Source organism: Hymenobacter fastidiosus, from assembly GCF_039539565.1.
GTDB classification, from domain to species: domain Bacteria; phylum Bacteroidota; class Bacteroidia; order Cytophagales; family Hymenobacteraceae; genus Hymenobacter; species Hymenobacter fastidiosus.
Window position 1 is genome coordinate 197,402 of the sequence record NZ_BAABDJ010000007.1, and the last position, 23,595, is coordinate 220,996.

The 23,595-nt window shown below is 58.5% G+C and carries 17 protein-coding genes and 1 CRISPR repeat array; of the genes, 12 read left to right on the top strand and 5 right to left on the bottom strand.

Features of this window, described 5'->3' with window-relative positions; genetic code table 11:
- The first annotated feature begins 188 nt into the window (after window positions 1-188).
- The 11 genes from ABD833_RS05850 to cas4 all read left to right on the top strand — a co-directional run bounded on the left by ABD833_RS05850 (window position 189) and on the right by cas4 (window position 11,099).
- Window positions 189-506: a DUF1016 N-terminal domain-containing protein gene (locus ABD833_RS05850; RefSeq protein WP_345071602.1), complete on the top strand. Its 318-nt coding sequence runs from the start codon at window positions 189-191 to the stop codon at window positions 504-506.
- A 38-nt stretch (window positions 507-544) separates the two neighbouring features.
- Complete coding sequence (locus ABD833_RS05855; protein WP_345071603.1) at window positions 545-1,258, top strand: PDDEXK nuclease domain-containing protein; 714 nt, start codon at window positions 545-547, stop codon at window positions 1,256-1,258.
- Between the two features lie 42 nt (window positions 1,259-1,300).
- Entirely contained in the window at window positions 1,301-2,194 is an 894-nt protein-coding gene (locus ABD833_RS05860; protein ID WP_345071604.1) for a helix-turn-helix transcriptional regulator, read from the top strand.
- Window positions 2,195-2,261: 67 nt separating this feature from the next.
- Window positions 2,262-4,214, top strand: a complete 1,953-nt coding sequence (locus ABD833_RS05865) for a TM1802 family CRISPR-associated protein (RefSeq protein ID WP_345071606.1) — start codon at window positions 2,262-2,264, stop codon at window positions 4,212-4,214.
- A 38-nt stretch (window positions 4,215-4,252) separates the two neighbouring features.
- Window positions 4,253-5,263, top strand: a complete 1,011-nt coding sequence (gene cas7b / locus ABD833_RS05870; RefSeq protein WP_345071608.1) for a type I-B CRISPR-associated protein Cas7/Csh2 — start codon at window positions 4,253-4,255, stop codon at window positions 5,261-5,263.
- A complete protein-coding gene (gene cas5 / locus ABD833_RS05875) occupies window positions 5,263-6,030 on the top strand; it encodes a CRISPR-associated protein Cas5 (RefSeq protein ID WP_345071609.1) in 768 nt (255 codons plus the stop codon). The genes cas7b and cas5 overlap by 1 nt, the downstream gene beginning before the upstream one ends.
- Window positions 6,027-8,477 (top strand): CRISPR-associated helicase Cas3', encoded by a 2,451-nt coding sequence (gene cas3, locus ABD833_RS05880; protein WP_345071610.1) that lies wholly within the window; start codon window positions 6,027-6,029, stop codon window positions 8,475-8,477. The genes cas5 and cas3 overlap by 4 nt, the downstream gene beginning before the upstream one ends.
- Window positions 8,467-9,144: a CRISPR-associated endonuclease Cas6 gene (locus ABD833_RS05885; RefSeq protein WP_345071611.1), complete on the top strand. Its 678-nt coding sequence runs from the start codon at window positions 8,467-8,469 to the stop codon at window positions 9,142-9,144. Before cas3 ends, ABD833_RS05885 begins: the two co-directional genes overlap by 11 nt.
- Before the next feature lie 18 nt (window positions 9,145-9,162).
- Window positions 9,163-10,194, top strand: a complete 1,032-nt coding sequence (cas1, locus tag ABD833_RS05890) for a CRISPR-associated endonuclease Cas1 (RefSeq protein WP_345071612.1) — start codon at window positions 9,163-9,165, stop codon at window positions 10,192-10,194.
- Window positions 10,191-10,481 (top strand): CRISPR-associated endonuclease Cas2, encoded by a 291-nt coding sequence (gene cas2 / locus ABD833_RS05895; protein ID WP_345071613.1) that lies wholly within the window; start codon window positions 10,191-10,193, stop codon window positions 10,479-10,481. Before cas1 ends, cas2 begins: the two co-directional genes overlap by 4 nt.
- A gap of 45 nt (window positions 10,482-10,526) precedes the next feature.
- Window positions 10,527-11,099, top strand: a complete 573-nt coding sequence (gene cas4, locus ABD833_RS05900; RefSeq protein WP_345071614.1) for a CRISPR-associated protein Cas4 — start codon at window positions 10,527-10,529, stop codon at window positions 11,097-11,099.
- Between the two features lie 204 nt (window positions 11,100-11,303).
- A CRISPR array of direct repeats spans window positions 11,304-19,260; the repeat unit is 37 nt; unit sequence CCTCCTGAGGCTATCCGGTCAACACACGGATTGAAAC.
- Between the two features lie 36 nt (window positions 19,261-19,296).
- Here cas4 and ABD833_RS05905 read toward each other — a convergent pair.
- The 5 genes from ABD833_RS05905 to ABD833_RS05925 form a co-directional block, all read right to left on the bottom strand.
- Window positions 19,297-20,100 (bottom strand): hypothetical protein, encoded by an 804-nt coding sequence (locus ABD833_RS05905; RefSeq protein ID WP_345071616.1) that lies wholly within the window; start codon window positions 20,098-20,100, stop codon window positions 19,297-19,299.
- Complete coding sequence (locus ABD833_RS05910; RefSeq protein ID WP_345071617.1) at window positions 20,036-21,079, bottom strand: hypothetical protein; 1,044 nt, start codon at window positions 21,077-21,079, stop codon at window positions 20,036-20,038. The genes ABD833_RS05905 and ABD833_RS05910 overlap by 65 nt, the downstream gene beginning before the upstream one ends.
- Window positions 21,080-21,262: 183 nt before the next feature.
- Window positions 21,263-21,997, bottom strand: coding sequence for a DNA cytosine methyltransferase (locus tag ABD833_RS19315; RefSeq protein ID WP_425553575.1), 735 nt, complete (start codon window positions 21,995-21,997; stop codon window positions 21,263-21,265).
- A gap of 4 nt (window positions 21,998-22,001) precedes the next feature.
- Window positions 22,002-22,286, bottom strand: a complete 285-nt coding sequence (locus ABD833_RS05920) for a helix-turn-helix domain-containing protein (RefSeq protein ID WP_345071619.1) — start codon at window positions 22,284-22,286, stop codon at window positions 22,002-22,004.
- Between the two features lie 4 nt (window positions 22,287-22,290).
- Complete coding sequence (locus ABD833_RS05925; RefSeq protein WP_345071621.1) at window positions 22,291-22,566, bottom strand: hypothetical protein; 276 nt, start codon at window positions 22,564-22,566, stop codon at window positions 22,291-22,293.
- A 98-nt stretch (window positions 22,567-22,664) separates the two neighbouring features.
- Here ABD833_RS05925 and ABD833_RS05930 point away from each other — a divergent pair, with 98 nt between their 5' ends.
- A complete protein-coding gene (locus ABD833_RS05930; protein ID WP_345071622.1) occupies window positions 22,665-23,555 on the top strand; it encodes a S24 family peptidase in 891 nt (296 codons plus the stop codon).
- Window positions 23,556-23,595 lie beyond the last annotated feature (40 nt).

The window sequence follows — 23,595 nt, forward strand, 5'->3', positions numbered from 1 at the left end:
CAGAATAGCTCTTAACAGTGCTTTTTATGCGAGGCTGCGTCCCGTCTACCTTTAACGAAAGATTCGATTATGAAGCTGCTGCTGCTGCTTATGTGTTGAGCGGGCACAGATTTGTGTACACGGCGCAATTGGCAACTTTACCCCCAGCCCCGCTCCAAAATAGAGAGCCGACCGACTGGTACATCAACTTGAGAACTGCTCTAATTGATGTTATGCAGCGGGTGCGGGCGGCGCAGTACCGGGCCTTGCAGCAGGTGAACCGGGAGCAGATGCAGCTGTACTGGGACCTGGGCCAGTTGATTGCCGAGCGCCAGCAGCAGTACGGCTGGGGCAAAAGCATTGTCGAAACTCTAGCTCGCGACCTGCAAACGGAGTTTGTGGGGATGAGTGGGTTTTCGGTGCAGAACCTGTGGTATATGCGGCAGTTTCACCTGGAATACAGCGCGAGTGAAGTTCTCCAACCACTGGTTGGAGAAACCAGCGGGGCCAAGCACCTGCTGATTTAAGCAAGTGCAAAGACCCGCACGAGCGACTGTTTTACACGGTGCAGACCCGCCGCCACACCTGGACCAAGGCCGTGTTGCTGCATCAGCTCAAGGCGCAGGCGTACCAGAAAACGATGACGGCGCAGCGCAACTTTGCCGATACGCTGCCGGCGGCGCACCAGGTACCGGGGGCGCTGGCGATGAAGGACGAGTACCTGTTTGATTTTCTGGAACTCGGGGCGGCGCACTCGGAATACGAGCTGGAGCAGGCCTTGCTGGGCAACGTGCGGCGCTTTCTGAGCGAGATGGGCGGCGACTTCACATTCACTGGCAACCAGTACCGGCAGGAGCTGGAAGGCAACGAGTATTTCGTGGATTTGCTGCTCTTTCACCGCGAGCTGCAATGTCTGGTGGCGGTGGAGCTGAAGATTGATGAGTTTTGGCCGGAGTACGCGGGCAAGATGAACTTCTACCTTTCGCTGCTTAACCAGACGGTGCGCAAGCCGCACGAGCAGCCGAGCATTGGCATCATCATTTGCCAGAGCAAGCAGCGCACGGTGGTGGAGTTTGCCCTGCGCGACGTGAATAAGCCGATTGGGGTGGCTACGTACACGTATGCCGATACGCTGCCGAGTGAGCTGCGGCCGTTTTTTCCGAGTAATGAGGAGCTGGTGCGAAGGCCGGAGGCGGTGACGGCGGCGCTGAGGGGGCCGGGGCGTAAGACGGGTACAATTATGATACCGCGTAGCTATAAGCTGCGAACAGACAGCTAGATTTGAAACTCGTTATGCTACTTTATTCCGCTACCTGCCATTATGATAGAGCAAGCAAAATTGTTGCGGGTATTCACCCTGATCCGGTTATTGAAACAACGGCAGCACACGCTGGCGCAGCTGGCCCAGCTGCTGGACTGCCATCCGCGCACCATCCGCCGCTACCTGGAGCTGCTGGAGGAGGTAGGCTACCATATTGACGAGGACGAACACGGACGCCGGTATCTGTTTGAGTCGGAACCCGATGCCCCAGCCTACTTTTCGGCGGAGGAAACCCACGTACTACGGCAGGCGCTGACGGGCCTAGACGAGCATACGCCCCTGCGAGAGAGTCTGAGCCGTAAGCTCTACCAGACATCCGAGCTGGTGCCGCTGGCGGATGAGCTGCTGGATATGCACCAGGCGCGGGTGGTGCAGCGGCTGGCGGAGGCGCTACGACAGCGGTGCCGGGTGCGGCTGCTGCGCTATCAGTCGTCGCACTCGGGCACGGTGCGCGACCGGGAGGTGGAGCCGCTGGGCTTCACCGACAGCTATGCGCAGCTGAACGCCGTGGATGTGGCCACCGGCCAGACCCGCACCTACAAGACCCGCCGGATAGAGGATGTGGAGCTACTGGCCACGCCCTGCTCCCACGCCGTTACCGAGGAACAGCTGGACGTGTTCGGGCTCTCGGGCACGGTGCCGGAGCTGGTGGAGCTGCGCCTGACGGCACGGGCTTATCGCCTGCTGGTGGAAGAGTATCCGGCGGCGCGCTCCTTCGTGCTGCCCGTGGCAGGAGCGGGCCCGACGGATCTGCGCTACGCATTCCGGGGCGAAGTGCGCAGCTACCTGGGCATCGGGCGGTTTGTGCTGGGGCTGCCGACGGAGGTGCAGGTGGTGGAGCCGGCGGCGTTTCGGGCGTTTCTGCGGGAGAAGGTGGGGCAGGCGCGGTGGTAATCATAGACAGGGACACAACCTGTCACAGCACCCAACCTAGATTTGTTTTAACCTCTACACGATACCAATGCTTCAGACCTTATTAAAGCTCGGCCAACAGGGCAGCCAGAACCGGGGGGCCTGGGACGACCTGCTCAAGTTTCCGGCGGTGGAAACCAGCATTCAAAAAAAAGAGGTCGTTACCCAAATCACCAACTACTGTTTGCCGGTGCAGTTTGACCTGGATGCGGGCACGGTGAGCGTGGGCGACCTGCGGGAGCATCACGAAGACAGTCCACGGGAGTGGTTCAACCTAGCGGTAGGTGGCGGCAACAACCCCTCCGTGTACGTGTGCGTGGATGGCCGCAAGAATATGGGGCAGTTCACCAAGACATTCTTCGGCAAAAACGCGGCGGCGCAGAAAGGCGAACTGCTGGGAGAGCTAGCCAAAGCGCGGCAACCCGAAACCAGTGCGCTAGCCGAAGCCCTACGCCGCATCCTGCCGTTACGAACGGCCTTTGAAGCCTTGGCAATGGATGAGAAGGGAGATGTCAGCCTGAAAAAGCTTAGCAGCGGGTGCACACTACGGACTATGGACCGAGTGGTACTGGTGTATGCTACCGTGAAGTGTGCGGAGCTGGGCTGGCCGGAGTTCAGGCCCTTCGTACGGGTGCGCGACGGCGAGATGGACGCGGTGCCGGGCTACGCGGAGTTTGTGGCGGCACGTTTTCAGCCGGAAGCTGCCGCGGGGGTGGGTGGTTCCCAGCTATGCTATGCTACCGGCATGCACCAAGAAGATGTAGGCGAGCTGGACATTCGGGAGCGGTACAGCCTGAACAAGATGTTCGTAACGACTACGCTGCACTATGCGCCCAATTTTGCTAAAAGCGACTTTGCCGGTAACTATCAGGTCAGCGGCGCGGCGCAGCAGCTATTGGAGCGAGGCTCAAAGATGCTGCTGGAACGCTATAAGGTCCGCATTGCCGGTATTGACCACTGTCTGTTACCAAAGTTACTCAGCACCGACCCAGCAGCCATAGAGAGTAAGCTACCGCGCCTGAGCAGGAAAGCCGACCTGCTATTTCAATACAAGAAGGTAGATGCGCTGACCGATGAGTTGGAAGAAGACACCGACCTCTATTGGATTACCTTTCTAGGCTTCGAGTCAGATGGCAATTTCTTCAAGACCATTAACCTGATTGAAGATGTCAGCCAGACCTACTTCTCGGAATTGGCACTGGCCTTCCAGCGGCTGGATACAACTTGGAGACAAGCGCCGGAGCTGCCTTGGGGAAAGGTGATGGGACAGATGTATTTCAACCTGTACTCGGTGTACGGGCTGGTACCCGTGCGCAAAGACAAGGAAAAACGTAATGCCGCCCTGCTCTTGTTTAAGCAGATTCTGGAGCGGCGGCCGGTAGTTCGGCGGCGCCTGTTTGAGCATTTCCGGGAGTTGATTCTGTGCCACCGCTACCGGCGCTACCCGGCTTACGGCAACGTGTACGACAACAACCAGAACGATACGCTGTCGGGGGCGCAGGCCTTCGACTACGCGGCCCGGAACGCCGTGTACCAGTACCTCGCCCTTTTCCAGATTCTCACTCAATTTCAGCTTTTATCACCTATGGACGAAACCCAAACAGTGCCATCCGAAACCGAAGCGTCGGAGCCGCTACAAGAAATCTCGGAGTACAAACAAAAAGTCGAGAGTTTCTTTCAGCGTACGCGCTACACCCCTGCTCAAAAAGCTCTTTTTTATTTGGGACGAGCCCTGGCCGTGGTGGCTTATGAGCAGCTAAAGAAAAAATACGAATCTAAGCCAGTACTCAATAAGCTCAATTACTCTGGCATGGACAAACCTGCAATTATTCGGTTACGCAACGACTTGGCTGACAAGTCTCGTCAGTTTAATCTACATCGTTTTATGGAACCTCTTTTTGCTGATTTTCACCGATACTTTGAAGAAGTAAACGATTGGAAAATGACGCCAGAAGAATCATTATTCTTTATCCTGTCAGGTTATACTTTTTCCACGAAATAACAATCTCATCACCATTCTCAACTTCTCCCTTCTTTCCTATGTCTTTACTGCAACGCAATTCCGACTTTCTGTTTCTCTACGAAGCCACCCAGTGCAACCCCAACGGCGACCCGGACCAGGAGAACAAGCCCCGGATGGACTATGACACTGATACCAATCTGGTAACCGATACACGGGTGAAACGCTACGTGCGGGATTACCTTAAAATGATGGGCCACGAGATTTTCGTGGATGGAGAGGAAGGCGCGAAAGTGAGCCCCGATTCTAAGCTAGCAGCTGTGATTACTAGGTTAATAGCTGATAGCTCTAAACTGGATAGCACATTTGCTGAAAAACCTGAACTGCGGGCGCAACTGCAGCAGGTAATAGATGCTGAGAAAACGCCAGAAAAGGTGTTTGAAGAGCTCCAGAACAAGAAGAAAGAGGCTGAATACAGGCCTCTCAATTTGTACCTGCTGGCGCAGATGGTAAAGCAGCAGTTCGTGGATATTCGACTATTTGGCAGCGCCTTCGCAGTGAAAGGTTTCAACCGGGCCTATACCGGGCCGGTGCAACTGAACTGGGGCTACTCGCTGAACCGGGTGAAGCTGATGGATTCGAGCACTATTGCCTCCACCATGAACGACGACAATGGCACGTTTGGTAAGGACTACCGGGTGCATTACAGCCTACTGGCGTTCAACGGCAGTGCCAACCGCTACGCCGCCCAAACGTCGGGGCTGACGGAAGAGGACATGGAGCTATTTCGCAAGGCCTTGTGGGAAAGCATCCCGGCGCTGCCTACCCGCTCCAAGCTCAACCAGTATCCGAAGCTGTACGTGGAGGTAGTGTACAAAGACGGCTCGTCTAACGGGCAGCTGGGGGACCTGCGCAGCTACGTGCGGGCCACGGCCATCACAGCCGATGAGAAAGCCGTACGTCGGCTGGAAGACCTGACGCTGGATACGACTGCCCTGACGCAGGCCATTGAGGCCAGCGAAGCCGTGGACTACGTTATCGTGCGCACGGGACCGGGCGTGACTTTCACCAATCCCAAACCCCGTCGCTAATGCAGGTCCTGACGTTTGACCTCGTCGGGAAAATGGCCCACTTTCGGAAGTATTACGCCAACAACACCGCCATGAGCTTTAGCGTCCCGCCCCGGACGACGCTCATGGGGGTGCTGGCGGCTATTCTGGGCTTCCCGCGCGACAGTTACTATGAAGCCCTGGCCAGTGAGCACCTACGCCTAGGCGTGGGGCTATGCACGCCTATCAAGAAAAGCTTTCACCGCCTGAACTTCCTGAAGGTTGAAAGCTCCCGGGACCTGGATGGCTCCAAGGGTCACATTCAGCTGCCTTTTGAGGTGATAAGCGGTTACGACCTAGCCCGGGATACAGTGCGCTACCGCGTGTACGTGACGCCCACTGCCACCGGAGAAGTGGTATTTGGGCAGCTGGTGGAGCGCGTGCTGGGCGGTAGCGGCCCGCACTTCGCCCTCTCGCTGGGTACGGCCAACTTCACGGCCAGCCTCCTGGACGGGCAGCTACACGAGCAGGCCCGGACCGGCAGTAGCGACGAAGTACAGGACTTCCATTCTACGGTGCCTACGGAGCGGGTAGTGACCCTACCCGTTACGCGGGAGGATGGCGGCAGTCTGTCGCTGGAGGAAGAGCTGCTGCCGGCCGACTTCGTGGGCGACGGGCAGCGGGAGCTGCGCGCCATGAACCGGGTGCTGTTCAGCACCGATGGCCAGCCCCTGCGGGCCCGGCTGCGGGGCGAGTACGTGGAAATTGGGGACGGCAATGAAACGCAGCGCCTGCTGTTTCTGGAATGAGTTACTATTCGCACAGTGAGCAGCAGCAGGGCCAGCGGGTAGGCAGTAAGCTGCTCCGACGACACGTAGACGGTGTGACGGATAAGGCCCGGCAGGCGTATTTCCGTCACCACGGATTTCCAGAAGCCGAGGCCCTGGCCGAGTTGGTGGAGCGGGTGTGCCAGCTCCACGATCTGGGCAAGTATACGCCCCACTTTCAGCACTACCTGCTCGACAACGGCCCTTTCGAGCAGCTGCTTAAGCAACACGCCAAATTCGGGGCTTACGCCCTGTATGACTGGTACCGGAGCGAGGGCCGGGAGTGGCTGGGGCTGCTGGCGTGCTATGTGGTGGTGCATCACCACAAAAGTCTGAGTGACTTTGCGGAATTTAAGCAGCTGGTAACGGAAGAAGCCGGCAATGACTCGGTTTTCGCGCAGCAGCTGGAAAGCCTGCGCCCGGAGCTGGCGACTGCCCTGCAGGATGGCGGCATGGGTCAACTGGAGGAATTCGTGCGGTTTCCGGAGAAGAAGCCATTTCAGCGGCTCATCAGCCAGTATCTGCGGGAAACCAGTGGGCCACAAAGCCCGAAGTGGTATTTCCTGCTGAACTATACTTTTTCGCTGCTGATTGAGGCCGATAAGCTGGACGCCTCCAACACGGTGCCTTACGTGCGGAAGCCGCTGCCGGCGCTGGCCGTGGAGCAGCGGCTGGGCGTGGCCCGCTGGGAGCCGGCCGCCGACCTGAGCCATCTGACCCAGAACGAGCTGCGGAGCTGGGTGCGGGGGCGGGTGCTGAGTGCGCTCGACGATCCAGCCATTCACGCTCAGCGGCTGTTTACGCTCACCGCGCCTACCGGCATCGGCAAGACGCTCACGGCGCTGGACTTTGCCCTGCGGCTGCGAGAAAAGATTCAGGAGAAGGAAGGCCACCAGCCGCAGATCATCTACAGCCTGCCTTTCATCAACATCATTGAGCAGGCCGTAGCCGAGTACGAAGCTACGCTGGGCACGAAAGTGCTGGCGCACTATCAGTATGCCGATGCGCTGGAGCAGCTTAAGCACCGGCGGGGCGCGGATGGGCAGGAAGAAAACGAAGCGTACAACCAGAAGCGGATGCTGGTGGATACCTGGCAGGGCGACGTGGTGATTACCTCCTTCGTGCAGCTGCTGCAGACCCTGATTGGTCACCGCAACAAGCTTCTGCTCAAGTTTCATCATTTCGCCGGCAGCATCATTATTCTGGATGAGGTGCAGACCCTGCGGCTGGGCCAGCTGCCACTGGTGGGGGCCGTATTGCATTTTCTGGCTAAATACCTCAACAGCCGGGTGCTGCTGATGACGGCCACTCGCCCCCTGACTTTTGAGCTGGCCTACCGCATTATTCTCAAGAAGGAAGGCGAGCCGGAGCCGGCCGTGCAGGAGCTACTGCCCGAATACACGCAGGTGTTTGCCACGTTCCGGCGCACCCAACTGGTGTCGTTGCTGCACACGCCCCTGGCCGATGAGCAGGAGTTTCTGGAATCGGTGTTCAGCCGCTACTGGCAGCCGGAACGCTCGGGACTGGTCGTATGCAACCTCGTGCGGCGTTCGGTGCGGGTGTTTGAGGTGATTCGGGATTATGTGGCGGATGAGCAGTTGGATACGCCCCTCTATTACCTGTCGACGAACGTAGTACCGGTCAGCCGTTTGCAGGTCATTCAGCAGATCAAGGCCGATTTGCGGGCAGGGCGCAAGCCCGTGCTGGTGGCTACGCAGGTGGTGGAAGCCGGCGTAGACCTAGACTTTGACATGGGCTTTCGGGACCTGGGGCCGGTGGACTCGCTGGTGCAGGTTGCGGGCCGCATCAACCGCGAAAACGACCCGAAGCGGGCTCTTTCCCCGCTCTATGTGATGGACTTCGGGGACTGCCACAAAATCTATGATGCCATCACTACCCAGCAGGCCCGGCGGGCGCTGGATGAGTTGTCGGAACAGGGCCAGCGGCCGATTCCGGAGCCGGAATACCTGGATCTGGTAGGCCGCTACTTCGCGGCGACGGCGGAAGTGAGTGGCTTTGAGGAGGCGAAGAAAATTTTCGCCAGCATTAAGGCGCTGAACTACGATAACCGGGATGACGATCAGAAGCCCATTTCGGCCTTTCGCATCATTGAGGACAACGGCATGAGCCGCAGCGTATTCATTGAATTAGATGAGCGAGCCACCGAAGTGAAGGCCCAGTTTCAACTGCTGCTACGCAACCGAATCAGCCAAGGGGAATTTGAGCGTTTCAAGCGTGACTTCAACCAGCGCATCATCTCAGTACCCTCCTACCTGCCTCGCATGCAGGCCCTGGAACAAGGCGGCAACCATAACCAGCTCTGCGAAGGGCTCTACCTAGTAAATCACGATGAGCTATCCGACTACTACCACCCCGTTACCGGTTTCCGCCGCGACGCCGAGCCCGAAAACCAGCATATTGCGCTCTGACACCGCTGCCCTGACCACCATCACCCTGCCCGAAATCCGGCTGCGGGTGCGCGACGCGCACAAGCTGCGCGGCTACTTTGGGGAGTTGTTCCGGGAGCACTCTCCCCTGCTGCACAACCACTACGAGGACGGCACTTTCCGGCAGCAGTATCCGCTGGTGCAGTACAAGGTGCTGGACGGTACGCCCACGCTGGTGGGATTGGGCGAAGGGGCCGCACTGCTGGTGGAGCTGTTTCTGCGCATCCGGGAGCTGGATATTGATGGGCGGCACTACCCGGTGCAGGCCAAGCACATCGAGCACCGGACGGAGGCCATTGGGCCGGTGGCGGGGCTGCGGCGCTACCGGTTTGAGACGCTGTGGATGCCGCTGAACCAGGACAACCACCGGCAGTACCAGACGCAGAGTGCGGCGGAGCAGCAGGCCCAGCTGACGCGCATCCTGACGAACAATATGCTGGCGCTACTAAAAGCGGTAGGGGCGTATGCCTCGGACATGCCGCTGCTGCTGGTGCACCTGCTGCCGGGGGAGCCAGTGGTGACGCAGTTTAAAAATCAATCAATGCTGGGCTTTATGGGGGAGTTTGTGGCCAACATAGCGCTGCCGGATGGGGTGGGCCTGGGTAAGTCGGTGGCGCGGGGGTTCGGCGCCGTGCGGCGGGTGGATTAACGCTTTTACCTCACTGTCATGCATCTGCACATCAATACCTACGGCACGTACGTGCACGTGAAGGACGAGCTGTTTGAGATTCGGAAGAAGAACGAGCAGGGCGAGGTGGAGCGCCACCACTACGCGGCCCATAAGCTGACGGGTATCGTGCTGGCGACCGGGTCGGCGCTGAGCACGGATGCCATCCGGCTGGCGATGATGCACAGCGTGGACCTGCTGTTTGTGGAGCACGATGGGAGCCCCATCGGGCGGGTGTGGCACAGCAAGCTGGGCAGCACCACCAAGATTCGAAAGGCCCAGCTGACGGCCAGTATGGGAGCCGAGGGGCTGCGCTGGGTGAAAGCCTGGCTGCTGACCAAGCTGGGCAATCAGCTTGCCCTGGTGAAGGACCTGAAAAAGCACCGGACGCAGCATGCTGATTTCCTGAACGACAAGATCACCCGACTGGAAGCCCTGAGCTTAACGGTGCAGACGCTGGAGGCACCCACGGTGGCGGAGGTGGCGGACACGTTGCGCGGGCTGGAGGGCACCGCGGGCCGGCTGTACTTTGAGACGCTGAGCTACGTGCTGCCCCGCGACTACCAGTTCAGCGGGCGCAGCCGGCGGCCGGCGGCGGACGCCTTCAATGCCTTTCTGAACTACGCCTACGGCATCTTGTACAGCCGGGTGGAGAAGGCGCTGATTGTAGCGGGAGTGGACCCGTACCTGGGTTTTATGCACCGTGACGACTACAACCAGCTGAGCATGGTATTTGACTTCATTGAGCCCTATCGGGCCTGGGCCGACGAGACGGTATTTCGGCTGTTTTCGGCTAAAAAGGTGAACAAGGCCCACGCCGATCCGCTGACGGGTGGCGTGACGCTGAATGCCGAAGGCAAGGCTCTGTTGATCGAGGCTTTCGGCCGGTTTCTGGATGGCGAGAGTGTCCGGCACCGGGGCCGCAATCTGCTGCGGGGCGTGGCGCTGCAGTATGATGCTCACCACTTTGCCAATGCGCTGCTGGGACGGACTATCGCGCCTACTGATATACTTAGTGTAGACCTGCCATGATTATCTGGGTGTTGTATGATGTTGAGAATGACCGGGCCCGCACCAAAGCGGCCAAGCTCTGCAAGCTGGCGGGGCTGTATCGGGTGCAGTTTTCATGTTTTCTGGGTACGCTCACGTCGGCGCAGAAAGACACGCTCCAGCTGCAGCTGGCCGAGCTGATAGATGAGGAGCGGGATAAAGTGTATGTGTTCCCTATGAACAAGAGTGAGCTGCAACAGACGGTGCTGCTGGGCCAGGCGTTCAATAAAGACCTGGTATCGGATGAAGTACGGTCATTGTTTTTTTAAACGTCCGGTTACCTGCCGGCAGCTTTCGGAGCGGCTATATCTGCTATGTCACTGACACCTTCCCACCTGATCGAACACCTATATTGTCCCCGCTTCACCTACTTTGAGTATGTGCTGCGAGTGCCGCAGTATGAGCAGAAGGATTACAAAGTGATGCGGGGGCGGCATCTGCACGACCAGAAGCTTGAACAGAACAAAGACTACCTGCGGCGGCGGCTGGGGGTGCGGGAGAAGTACCTGGACCAGTACCTGACCAATGAGGTGCTACGCGGCCGGGTAGATGAGATTCTGCGCTTAGCAGATGGCACACTGGCACCGCTCGACTACAAGTTTGCGGAGTGGAAGGATGCGGTGTACCAGACGTACCAGACCCAGCTCTATTGCTACGCCTGGCTGATTGAGGAGAATTATGGGGAGCGAGTGACGCGGGGATACCTGGTATACACCCGCAGCCAGAATAAGGTGGTGGAAGTGCCCATCGGCCCAGCTAATGTGGAGGATGTAAAACGGGTCGCGGACGCGGTGCTGGAAGTAATTGAGGGAAATGTATTCCCAAAAGCCACGCGCTATAAGAGCCGCTGCGTAACTTGCACGTACCGGAAAATGTGCATCCGGTAGGGCTGCCCGAGTTGGTCCGGTTGGGAATTTATTTTCTACATGACCGAAAAAGGGGGTAATCTACTCTTCTTCAGACTTTTGCTTATCCGGAAAATTCATAAAACCCCCTTCCTTTTAGCTCTTTGACGTACATTTCTAATACTTTTACCTTTGCTCAAATACAGCTTATATATCTGTATTTGAGTTATTTGCCTAAAAATACGGCCTCCTGAGGCTATCCGGTCAACACACGGATTGAAACTCGTTACCTTGTAGAAACGCCCTGCCCATGCCTATCCTCCTGAGGCTATCCGGTCAACACACGGATTGAAACTCCCAACGGACGGGAAGGCACCACAACGGCAGGGCACCTCCTGAGGCTATCCGGTCAACACACGGATTGAAACACGCCATGCTAAAAATGATCAGCGCGACCGGGGAGGCCTCCTGAGGCTATCCGGTCAACACACGGATTGAAACCACTATACCGGCGCATCCAGCAAGCAGACGGTAGATTCCTCCTGAGGCTATCCGGTCAACACACGGATTGAAACCCGACATTAAATGCCTTACTCGTATCGACCAGCTTCCCTCCTGAGGCTATCCGGTCAACACACGGATTGAAACAACTTGCCGGGGTGCTTCATTACGCCGTCCAAGTGGCCTCCTGAGGCTATCCGGTCAACACACGGATTGAAACCACTATAATCCGATTACTGTAAATCAGTCGCTGCAATCCTCCTGAGGCTATCCGGTCAACACACGGATTGAAACTCGAGAACCGCCCCGGCGGCTGCTCCTCCTTTATCCTGGCCTCCTGAGGCTATCCGGTCAACACACGGATTGAAACTAGTATCGCTCTCCGGCGGGAAAACCTTCCTGCGCCCTCCTGAGGCTATCCGGTCAACACACGGATTGAAACTTGGAGCGGGCGTGGGCGCGGTCTTGGTCGGGGCCTCCTGAGGCTATCCGGTCAACACACGGATTGAAACGCAGCCGTGCCCAGGCTGGTGCCCTCGTCCTGAATGCCTCCTGAGGCTATCCGGTCAACACACGGATTGAAACTAGACTACTGCGAGAATATTGGCTTAGAGCCTACGCCTCCTGAGGCTATCCGGTCAACACACGGATTGAAACTCGTTATCGCTTTAAGTCGCCCATGATATCAGCCAGCCCTCCTGAGGCTATCCGGTCAACACACGGATTGAAACTGGTGGCCGCCATTGCCATGCTTAATGAGGCAGCGGACCCTCCTGAGGCTATCCGGTCAACACACGGATTGAAACTGGAGTTACCCCGGGGCGGCGTCACGATGGAAAAGCCTCCTGAGGCTATCCGGTCAACACACGGATTGAAACCCGCCTGGCTGCTGACGACGTGGACGGCCGCCTAACCCTCCTGAGGCTATCCGGTCAACACACGGATTGAAACTGCTGAATCGCGCCGGGTACGCCATGAGCACAGGGACCTCCTGAGGCTATCCGGTCAACACACGGATTGAAACAGCAGATAAATAACCCGCAGCCTATGCCCGAAAATCCCTCCTGAGGCTATCCGGTCAACACACGGATTGAAACATCCGCAGCTTCCGAAAGCCCCGCTGTCCATCCGACCCTCCTGAGGCTATCCGGTCAACACACGGATTGAAACTCTGCAATGTGTACCTGAACGGGGTGCGCCTGACTGCCTCCTGAGGCTATCCGGTCAACACACGGATTGAAACAGCCGCTCACCTAATGCTGGATTCACGCTACATTACCTCCTGAGGCTATCCGGTCAACACACGGATTGAAACCCAGCTCGCGCTCCAGGCGGCGCTGGAGCAGCCGGGCCTCCTGAGGCTATCCGGTCAACACACGGATTGAAACATGCAGGGCAAGTACGACCCCCGCAGCAGCAAGGCCAGCCTCCTGAGGCTATCCGGTCAACACACGGATTGAAACCTGACGGCGTAGCAATGGGGTATTACTCCCGCGAACCTCCTGAGGCTATCCGGTCAACACACGGATTGAAACATGACATGGCCTGCTAGTGGGTGTTCTGACAACACTGCCTCCTGAGGCTATCCGGTCAACACACGGATTGAAACATTCAGATAGCAAGCCGAACGGGCAAATACGTTCGTTCCTCCTGAGGCTATCCGGTCAACACACGGATTGAAACATAACAAGCTCGCTGCTGAACTCTACTTGTCGCAATCCTCCTGAGGCTATCCGGTCAACACACGGATTGAAACCAAACGCGTAGCATCCATACCGCTAAGAGCGTCACGCCTCCTGAGGCTATCCGGTCAACACACGGATTGAAACATCAAGACCATCTTGATAATCTCGATAATCTTGACAACCCTCCTGAGGCTATCCGGTCAACACACGGATTGAAACTTGAAGCGGTTGATTCCGTTACCTTCCTTGTAGCGAATCCTCCTGAGGCTATCCGGTCAACACACGGATTGAAACCTCACGCCCTGCGTTTTCAGCACCTCCTCAGCAATCCCTCCTGAGGCTATCCGGTCAACACACGGATTGAAACTCGCCGGCATCGCTGGCCTCTCCCAGGGCCTCGAACCTCCTGAGGCTATCCGGTCAACACACGGATTGAAACATGCACTCCCACCGGCACCCCTGCCACGGCGCTACCCTCCTGAGGCTATCCGGTCAACACACGGATTGAAACCAGGTCACCGGCAATGATGCGCAGCGGCTTCATCTTCCTCCTGAGGCTATCCGGTCAACACACGGATTGAAACCTATTCACGGCACTAGCCTTAGTTCCGCGTTTCCGCCTCCTGAGGCTATCCGGTCAACACACGGATTGAAACAAAAGCTTCGCAGCCCCTGCCTGGTTGTTGGCAATCCAGCCTCCTGAGGCTATCCGGTCAACACACGGATTGAAACTATCCTGGCCGGGTCAACCAGGTCGGACACCTGAAAGCCTCCTGAGGCTATCCGGTCAACACACGGATTGAAACTAGCCGCCCTACGTCGTGGCCAGTGGGCCATGCACCCTCCTGAGGCTATCCGGTCAACACACGGATTGAAACTGGGAACCGGCGAAACGATACCCTACGAAAAGATTCCTCCTGAGGCTATCCGGTCAACACACGGATTGAAACCAGCCCAAGAAGGCGCTCTACAACGCAAAAGAATCCCTCCTGAGGCTATCCGGTCAACACACGGATTGAAACCTCAGACACAGCAGGATAATATCGAGCAGAGTCCAATCCTCCTGAGGCTATCCGGTCAACACACGGATTGAAACTGCCGAACCGGCTACTAAACGACCCGGCCGTAATCGCCTCCTGAGGCTATCCGGTCAACACACGGATTGAAACTCCAGGGTGGGGGCGGCGGCCTGCTCGGGTGGGAACCTCCTGAGGCTATCCGGTCAACACACGGATTGAAACAAAATCTCGCTGCGTACCTGGGCCTCCTGTTTCAGCCCTCCTGAGGCTATCCGGTCAACACACGGATTGAAACCTGCCGCCACCAGGGGCAAGTGCTTTGGCGGCGCCCCTCCTGAGGCTATCCGGTCAACACACGGATTGAAACAGGTACAGCGCCTTCTGGTCGTAGTCGCCGGCGATGCCTCCTGAGGCTATCCGGTCAACACACGGATTGAAACTGTAACATTGGGCATAGACCCCCGGTTTTGTGCGGGCCTCCTGAGGCTATCCGGTCAACACACGGATTGAAACCTTCTATTCTCCCCCGCCCCCGTCCCACTACCAACGCCTCCTGAGGCTATCCGGTCAACACACGGATTGAAACCGTCAGCAAGGCCAGCAGCAGCACCACGACCAGCGCAACCTCCTGAGGCTATCCGGTCAACACACGGATTGAAACATTAAGCCTGTGCACCAGCGGAAGCCCGCGCCCGACGCCTCCTGAGGCTATCCGGTCAACACACGGATTGAAACCGGGTCGTGAGGGCCTTGTATTCGGCTGGTGTCATCCTCCTGAGGCTATCCGGTCAACACACGGATTGAAACCGAAGGGGCCTACCACCTCGAAGCCGGGGTGCGCACCTCCTGAGGCTATCCGGTCAACACACGGATTGAAACTAGTAGTTATTGAGGGCTGAATACGTTTCCATTACGCCTCCTGAGGCTATCCGGTCAACACACGGATTGAAACTAGATCGGATACTTTTCCATGCCAAAAAATGCGGTGCCTCCTGAGGCTATCCGGTCAACACACGGATTGAAACGCGTTAACTGGCTGCTGACCGGCGATGGCGAGGCATTCCTCCTGAGGCTATCCGGTCAACACACGGATTGAAACTAGCCGCCCTACGCCGGGGACAATGGGCCATGCACGCCTCCTGAGGCTATCCGGTCAACACACGGATTGAAACAACAACAACACCGTTTGGGACGGCGTGAAGAACCCCCCTCCTGAGGCTATCCGGTCAACACACGGATTGAAACCCGTACTACGCCTGCTCTGGGAAGAGCACTACGACCCCTCCTGAGGCTATCCGGTCAACACACGGATTGAAACTACACGTCGCCTTCGGCGAAGCGGGGGGCGCTGCTGGCCCTCCTGAGGCTATCCGGTCAACACACGGATTGAAACCTACCACAGAGTGTTCTCGTGCATGCGGGACACACTCCTCCTGAGGCTATCCGGTCAACACACGGATTGAAACCTGCCGAAACCGGCCCGCTGGGTAGCGGGCCGGTTCGCCTCCTGAGGCTATCCGGTCAACACACGGATTGAAACTGAAACCAGCCCCGGCCTACCCGGCCGGGGCCATTCCTCCTGAGGCTATCCGGTCAACACACGGATTGAAACATGGCCTGCTCGTGGGCATCCAGCAGCGGCTTCATGGCCTCCTGAGGCTATCCGGTCAACACACGGATTGAAACCCGAGTTTATGCGCCGTGCCGCCCTGGAGGGGCGCAAACCTCCTGAGGCTATCCGGTCAACACACGGATTGAAACGAGGAGGGTAGCGTGCTGGGAAAAGGTAGGGTGCCGACCTCCTGAGGCTATCCGGTCAACACACGGATTGAAACAAGTAAAAGTGCAGGGTCTGGGTTTCGGCATTCCAGCCTCCTGAGGCTATCCGGTCAACACACGGATTGAAACGTAGCTCAGGCAGCCGGACCATGGAAATATTCAAGACCTCCTGAGGCTATCCGGTCAACACACGGATTGAAACTGGTGCAGCTCGACGAGCTGGAGAAGAGCGAGCCGGACCTCCTGAGGCTATCCGGTCAACACACGGATTGAAACCGGATCATGATGGCCGTGCGCGTGGCCGGGTCGTAGCCTCCTGAGGCTATCCGGTCAACACACGGATTGAAACTGAGCAGGCCCGTGTCCGTCACCTGCCCGGCCTTTCCCTCCTGAGGCTATCCGGTCAACACACGGATTGAAACAAGGGCAGCCGATAGCGTTCGATGGCTGGAAACAGGACCTCCTGAGGCTATCCGGTCAACACACGGATTGAAACATTGAGCCGTCCGGGCGCTGCAGCTGCACATCGAAGCCTCCTGAGGCTATCCGGTCAACACACGGATTGAAACTCGTAGAGCACGCCGGGAGGCCCCTGGTTCTGGTACCCTCCTGAGGCTATCCGGTCAACACACGGATTGAAACATATCCGCGAGCTGGGCAGCCTGAGCGTAGGCAAGTCCTCCTGAGGCTATCCGGTCAACACACGGATTGAAACCCTGCCTGCCCCTAACGAAGTCGCAGCCTTCGGCTATACCCTCCTGAGGCTATCCGGTCAACACACGGATTGAAACCCTAGTGGTGAGAGTTCCCAGCGTTGGGCAACATAGGCCTCCTGAGGCTATCCGGTCAACACACGGATTGAAACCGCCAATGATTACGTTCAATTCTCCCAGCGTGGCCACCCTCCTGAGGCTATCCGGTCAACACACGGATTGAAACCGTTTACAGTGTAATCTGTCCTGTTAGCACCCCATGCCTCCTGAGGCTATCCGGTCAACACACGGATTGAAACTTTTTCCGGGATGGTGGTATATCAGCCGGAAAGCGGACACCTCCTGAGGCTATCCGGTCAACACACGGATTGAAACACCCTGCATCCGACAGGTCCGCATTCCGCCAGCACTTCTCCTCCTGAGGCTATCCGGTCAACACACGGATTGAAACGCGACACGCTGCCGGCCAAGTGGGTGCCGGTGGAAAGCCCTCCTGAGGCTATCCGGTCAACACACGGATTGAAACGCGCCAACGATGGGCGAGGAAGCCTAATCACTCGCCTCCTCCTGAGGCTATCCGGTCAACACACGGATTGAAACCGACCATCACGGACCGGTTGGTGTGGTTGACTCCGCAGACCTCCTGAGGCTATCCGGTCAACACACGGATTGAAACGCCAAAGCAGGCTGGCCAGGCTGCCGCCGACAAAGCCTCCTGAGGCTATCCGGTCAACACACGGATTGAAACGTAGCTGCACAACGATTGGCCGTTGGCCTGGTAATAGCCTCCTGAGGCTATCCGGTCAACACACGGATTGAAACTCCACCAAGCGGTAGGTGATGCCGGACAGATGCTGCCTCCTGAGGCTATCCGGTCAACACACGGATTGAAACTAGCTCTAGCCGGAATTGGTCAGGGTTTTTGCGTGTGGCCTCCTGAGGCTATCCGGTCAACACACGGATTGAAACCGTTAGCAGGGGCCACAATCCCGGCTTTCCGGTTGTCCTCCTGAGGCTATCCGGTCAACACACGGATTGAAACGCGGATAAGGTGCGCCCGCAGCTGGCGTACGCTCACCTCCTGAGGCTATCCGGTCAACACACGGATTGAAACTCGTAGGGGATAGCGGCCAGTAGGTCGAGGTCAACCCTCCTGAGGCTATCCGGTCAACACACGGATTGAAACGGGTTCAGTTATGCACATGCGCCTGTGAAAGGAAGGCCTCCTGAGGCTATCCGGTCAACACACGGATTGAAACTGCCTCGGGATGCGGGCCGCGGTCGAGTTCCACCCCCTCCTGAGGCTATCCGGTCAACACACGGATTGAAACCTTCTCAGTAATGTAGAGCACCGAAATTTCAGCCCGCCTCCTGAGGCTATCCGGTCAACACACGGATTGAAACAGATTGGGGGAATTACACTTGTGCGTAGGCTTTCCAGCCTCCTGAGGCTATCCGGTCAACACACGGATTGAAACACGCAATCCAACGGGCAGTTCCGGCGGCTGTTCAGCCCTCCTGAGGCTATCCGGTCAACACACGGATTGAAACCTGGCCGCAGCCTGAACGTTGACCGGATGCGTTTCAACCTCCTGAGGCTATCCGGTCAACACACGGATTGAAACCACTGCAGGTGCAACTCAAACAGCGCGAGTTGCAGGCCTCCTGAGGCTATCCGGTCAACACACGGATTGAAACAAGCAGCTGAAGGCCCCGATGCTTTTCAGCCAGTCGTCCTCCTGAGGCTATCCGGTCAACACACGGATTGAAACCCGTCGTGAGCTGCGCACCCGCTCCAGCCGTGGCGACCTCCTGAGGCTATCCGGTCAACACACGGATTGAAACACCTCATCCGCAACACGTAACCGCCATGCGCTTCAAGCCTCCTGAGGCTATCCGGTCAACACACGGATTGAAACTGTTATTAGCGGGTGGTGGTGGTGGTTAAGTCAGCCACCTCCTGAGGCTATCCGGTCAACACACGGATTGAAACGGCAGGTAGAGCAGCTGCATACTGGTATAAGTGGACATCCTCCTGAGGCTATCCGGTCAACACACGGATTGAAACAGCAGGTAGCCCCCACCCTCGGCGGCCGTGGTGCGCCTCCTGAGGCTATCCGGTCAACACACGGATTGAAACCATAATATTCTTATGCGGCGGGCGGGGCGAGAAATGCCTCCTGAGGCTATCCGGTCAACACACGGATTGAAACAAAAACACGGCGGTGTACAAGATTGCGTCTGGTGCCCCTCCTGAGGCTATCCGGTCAACACACGGATTGAAACGAAAAATCCGGTCGATATGCCTCATTTCGAAGTTTCCCTCCTGAGGCTATCCGGTCAACACACGGATTGAAACGTAATGGCATCCAAGTCGGCCATCACGGCGGCCATCTCCTCCTGAGGCTATCCGGTCAACACACGGATTGAAACTCTAATAGGCAGTTCTGCAACAGGTCTTGCACGTTCCCTCCTGAGGCCATCCGGTCAACACACGGATTGAAACTTGTTCTGACCTTCGGTTGCTGGTGTTTAGGTGAAATCATGTCAGGGCGGCGGGGCGGTACTTTTCAAACAGGCGGGCATCTTCGGCGCGGTGGCGCTGGTCAATGGCTTTCTGGGCCTCGGCGCCAGGCTTCCAATCGGGGCGGTCCTTGCGTTGGGTGGCTTTGCGGGCCTCGGCGCGCTGCTGCTCGGCCTGCTCGGGGGTGATGAGGCCGCGGCGGACCCTGGCGTTGGTGATAGAGAGCTTCTGGCGGATGCCTTCGGCGTTGGGGTGGTCGTCGGGAATCTGCTGGGCCACGTTCTCGAGCATCTTGGGGGCGGCGTTGCCCAACAGCTTCACGTCGGTGGCCTGCTGGCTGGCCCCGTTGGCTTTCTGGTCGAGGTGGCGGTTTTCCAGGAAGCGGGCCTTCTGCTCGAAGTAGTCCGCAATCAGCTTGTAGAGCGTGCTCACGTCGAGGGCCTGGAAGAAGTTGTGGCCGCTGGTGCGGGCTTCTTTCAGGGCCAGGATGATGTCCTTGATGCTGTCGTGGGTGTAGGTGCGGGCCAGGTCGTCGGCCAGGGCAATGAGGTCGCCGGCCTCGGGCTTGTCTTTCACCCGGAGCGAGTCGACGAAAGCACGGAGGATGACGACGAGCAGCTTCACTACCTCGCGCTCGCCGATGCGGTGGTTGAGCTGGAAGATTTTGGGGGCGGCCTGGGCCTGGGCTTTGGTGAGGCCGATGCCGATGTCGGCCAGCATGGCGCGGGTTTCGGCGGTGGATTCGGCGGCCAGGGCGCTAGTCGTAGCGGCTGCTGCGGTAGCCAGTAGATGGGATTCCGGCGTTTGATTGGCCGGTGCCATCGGTGCCGGGGCGGTGGACGTTGGGAGCGAGTTTGAGGCGGTTGTCGGCGGCATCGTTGAGCATGAAGCGTTGGGCGGTGGCTATCCAGTCTTTGCGGGTGGGCGGCAGGCCGGTTTTCTTGTCGCGCCAGGTGGCGACCAGCTGGTGGTAGTGGCGTAGGTCGGCCAGGGCGTAATCGGTGCCTTCGAAAGCGGCGGTGAAGGCCTCCGGCGTGGCGATGGCCGACTGGCTGAACGGCAGCTCAGGCAGCGGGCCGCGCCGGCGGGGCTCGTTGGGGCCGGCGGTGTCAGCTGCGCGGATTGCCGCGGCGTGTACCCCTTTTTTTTTGGGCGCGCCCCGCTTGATTCGCGGCGTCTTTTGTGGGGCTGCGCCTGGGGCGTCGGCGGGTAAGTCGGGGTTGAAAACTTCCGCCTCTGAAAGCCCTTCGTTGGGAAGCGCCGCAGGCCCCTTCTTTTTTTTTGCAGTGGCGGCGGCGCCGTTTACTACTACAGGAGGTTTACTCTTAGTGGAAGGTTTATTACCTATAAGGAGTGGTTGGGGCACTTCTGCCCCCGATAAAACTTTTACCTGGGGCACAACTGGCCCCGGTAGGCCGTGGTTACCGGGGGCAGTTGTGGTCCCGGTAAACCCGTTTTTATGTGGGGCACTTGTGCCCTCGGCAGGCGGGGTTACCGGGGGCAGTTCTGCCCCCGGTAAATCGGCGAGAAAACAGCGGCTGGGCTGGTGGCGCGACTGGCTGGGCTGGTAGGTGAGCAGGCCCCAATTTTCGAGGTCGTAGAGGGTGGCGCGGTACGTCTTGCGGTTGCCGATGTGGGCGGCGGTCATCAGCTGCTCGTGGTCCAGAGCCAGCGACACGGGGAAGCGGTGAGCGTTCCACTCGAAAAACAGCGCCCAATACAAGCTGACGTGAATCGGCGTGGCAGCCGGCTGCCGGGTCAGCTGGTCGTGGGCGGCGCGGGTGTGCTGGATGAAATTCATGGGTGCCCGGCTTCCGTGGTGCTGGTGACGCGGCCGGCTTCGTAGTCGGCGATGAACTGAAAAAAGAGCTGAGGTATGTCGGGTACTACAGCTGTTTCCAAGCCGGTAGACAGGGTTGACCGTGTAGGGGCGGGGGCAAGCCCCGCCCCTACAATCGTGCTGTACACTGACTCGAAAACTGCTCTAAGTAAATACCCACCCCATTCCGCGGTCGGGGCCGCTGGCTTGTCCGGTTGTAGCCGGTTCGTAATCTCGGCCGTCAGGCCGGGGGCCCTGGCCTGGCGCAGCCGCGAGGGGCTGGCCGCGGGGTTGGCCGCGTCGTTGGCTATCGGCGTCGGGAGCAGCTGCACGGCCAGGGCCAGCGGTATCCCGCCCTGGGCGTAGGGCTTGCTCCGGTTGTGCCGGCTGTCGGTGGTGGGTGTGAGCAATAATGCAGACCCGGTCGCGGCGGTGCGGGGCACCGAGGGCACCAGCCGGAAGCACAAGCGGCCAGACCTCATAACCTGCCGCTTCCAGGTCAGGAAGCACGCCGTCGAGGCCCAACGTGACGTGGCCAGCAACGTTCTCACCAAGGAACCAGCCGAGCCGGCATTGGGCAAGAATCCGAAGTATTTCAGGCCAGAGCCAGCGGTCATCCGCCGGGCTGTGCCGCTTCCCGGCGCAGCTCTCGGGCTGGCAGGGGTAGCCGGCGGAAATAATGTCACCTCGTGGGAGGTCGTGGGCATCGTAGACATCGAGGAACTGTTTGTTGGGCATAAGGGAAGTGCCGCCGGCAGACAGCGTTACAGAACGGGTCTTTTTCGACCGCCCAGGCGGTGACGATGCCTGCCTGACGGGCAGCCAGGGCGAAGCCGCCGATGCCGTTAGCTTCGCTGTCCTTCGGTTGCAAAGGGCTCCGTGCGTAAGTGTGGCGGGCATCAGCTCAGGCCGCGGGCCGGTGGTAGCGCAGAGGGTACTGTTCGACTGCGGAGCGGGGGAAGCCCCACTCCTTTTCGTTGCGGCGGACGCCTTTGAGCCGGCCGGCCCGGCGGGCGCGGCGGATGGACTCGGCGGAGAGTCCGAGCAGCGCGGCAGCCTGGGGAACCGTCAGAATGTCGTCGGGCGGAGGTGCGGGAACGGCGGTGGCCGCGTGGGCGGCTTCGAGCCGGCTCACGGTGTCGAGCAAAGCCCGCCACTCGGTTTCGGGGACGAGAATAGCTACCTGCATGGCATCAGGCGGCTAAAGCCCTGGTGCGGGCAGCTACATCGGCCCGGCGCTCCTTCTCAGCAGCTACGACCGTCAGGAAAGCGTCGGTAACGGCAGCGTGATTGGAGCGGCCGTAGATGACGTTGAACACGGTGCTCAGTGCTACGCTGGTACCGGCAGCGGCCAGGTGGGCGACTACGCGGGCCGCAATACCGTTGCGGGGCCCCAGGCGGGCGTAGAGGTCACGCAAAGTGGGGACTGAGTCGGCACCCTGGGGAATGGCTTTCGTACTGTCTTGCATTTCGTTCGTATTTTGTTACATTTGCTTGTAAAGGCGGACACTGTTCGTATAAACAAACGAATAAACCAGTCAAAAACCTACCACAAATTCCGAAACACATGGAGAGTGCAAACCAGGTGGGTGACCGTCTCAAACAGGTTATCACTCATTATCAGCTGAATGTAAATCAGGCAAGCCAGAAACTAGGGCATTCCAGCGCTTCAAAATTTTATAAGTTTTTGTCAGGTGGTATCAAGCCGGGCTTTGAATCGATGGTCGAAGTGCTGAGCACCTTCCCGGAGATTTCCGGCGACTGGCTTCTGATGGGGCGCGGGCCGATGCTGCGCATGGGCCTGGAGGGGCCGGGCCCGGGGGCCATCACGGCAATGCTGCCCACGGTGCCCCAACGGGCCGTTACCAGCGGTCAGGTGCTGGCGGTGACGGTGGACCAGGTGGGCAAGGAAAACACGCTCCTCGTTTCCGTGCAGGCCCAGGCGGGCTACCAGCGGCAATTCAATGAGCCCAGGTTTTTGAAGGACATGACGCCCTACGCCCTGCCGGGCTTCACGGGCTCTACCTACCGGGCCTTTGAGGTGTCGGGGGACAGTATGGCCCCCACTTACAAGCACCATGACCTGGTAGTGTGCTCCTTCGTGGAACGCTGGGACCTGCTCAAGCCGCACGAAAGCTACGTGCTGGTAACGGCTGAAAACGTGCTGCTCAAGCGGCTGGTAGCACCCATCACTGACCGGCGCGGCACCATTGAGCTGCACTCGGATAATGGGGGACAGTACGGCGTGTATGCGCTGCCCGTGGCGGATTTGCTGGAACTGTGGATGGTACGGGGCTTTATCTCCACCAACGCGCCGGGGCGGCCCGATACAGCCAATGAGAAGCTGCGGGAAGCCATTGAAGCGCTGGGCCACAATTACCAGGAAGTCATGCGGTTTCTGGATAACAGTGCGCGGGGCTCGGTGGAGCTGCGCGGGCCGATGATTGAGGTTTCGTAGGGTAACAGCCGTAGCTGGTGCGGAGAAAAGCGCACTTTAA

Coding starts and splice junctions, on each gene's coding strand:
- ABD833_RS05860 (WP_345071604.1), top strand. CDS start 1,301: ATGATAGAGCAAGCAAAATTGTTGCGGGTATTCACCCTGATCCGGTTA.
- ABD833_RS05865 (WP_345071606.1), top strand. CDS start 2,262: ATGCTTCAGACCTTATTAAAGCTCGGCCAACAGGGCAGCCAGAACCGG.
- cas7b (WP_345071608.1), top strand. CDS start 4,253: ATGTCTTTACTGCAACGCAATTCCGACTTTCTGTTTCTCTACGAAGCC.
- cas5 (WP_345071609.1), top strand. CDS start 5,263: ATGCAGGTCCTGACGTTTGACCTCGTCGGGAAAATGGCCCACTTTCGG.
- cas3 (WP_345071610.1), top strand. CDS start 6,027: ATGAGTTACTATTCGCACAGTGAGCAGCAGCAGGGCCAGCGGGTAGGC.
- cas1 (WP_345071612.1), top strand. CDS start 9,163: ATGCATCTGCACATCAATACCTACGGCACGTACGTGCACGTGAAGGAC.
- cas2 (WP_345071613.1), top strand. CDS start 10,191: ATGATTATCTGGGTGTTGTATGATGTTGAGAATGACCGGGCCCGCACC.
- cas4 (WP_345071614.1), top strand. CDS start 10,527: ATGTCACTGACACCTTCCCACCTGATCGAACACCTATATTGTCCCCGC.
- ABD833_RS05905 (WP_345071616.1), bottom strand. CDS start 20,100: ATGGCACCGGCCAATCAAACGCCGGAATCCCATCTACTGGCTACCGCA.
- ABD833_RS05910 (WP_345071617.1), bottom strand. CDS start 21,079: ATGAATTTCATCCAGCACACCCGCGCCGCCCACGACCAGCTGACCCGG.
- ABD833_RS19315 (WP_425553575.1), bottom strand. CDS start 21,997: ATGCCCGCCACACTTACGCACGGAGCCCTTTGCAACCGAAGGACAGCG.
- ABD833_RS05920 (WP_345071619.1), bottom strand. CDS start 22,286: ATGCAGGTAGCTATTCTCGTCCCCGAAACCGAGTGGCGGGCTTTGCTC.
- ABD833_RS05925 (WP_345071621.1), bottom strand. CDS start 22,566: ATGCAAGACAGTACGAAAGCCATTCCCCAGGGTGCCGACTCAGTCCCC.
- ABD833_RS05930 (WP_345071622.1), top strand. CDS start 22,665: ATGGAGAGTGCAAACCAGGTGGGTGACCGTCTCAAACAGGTTATCACT.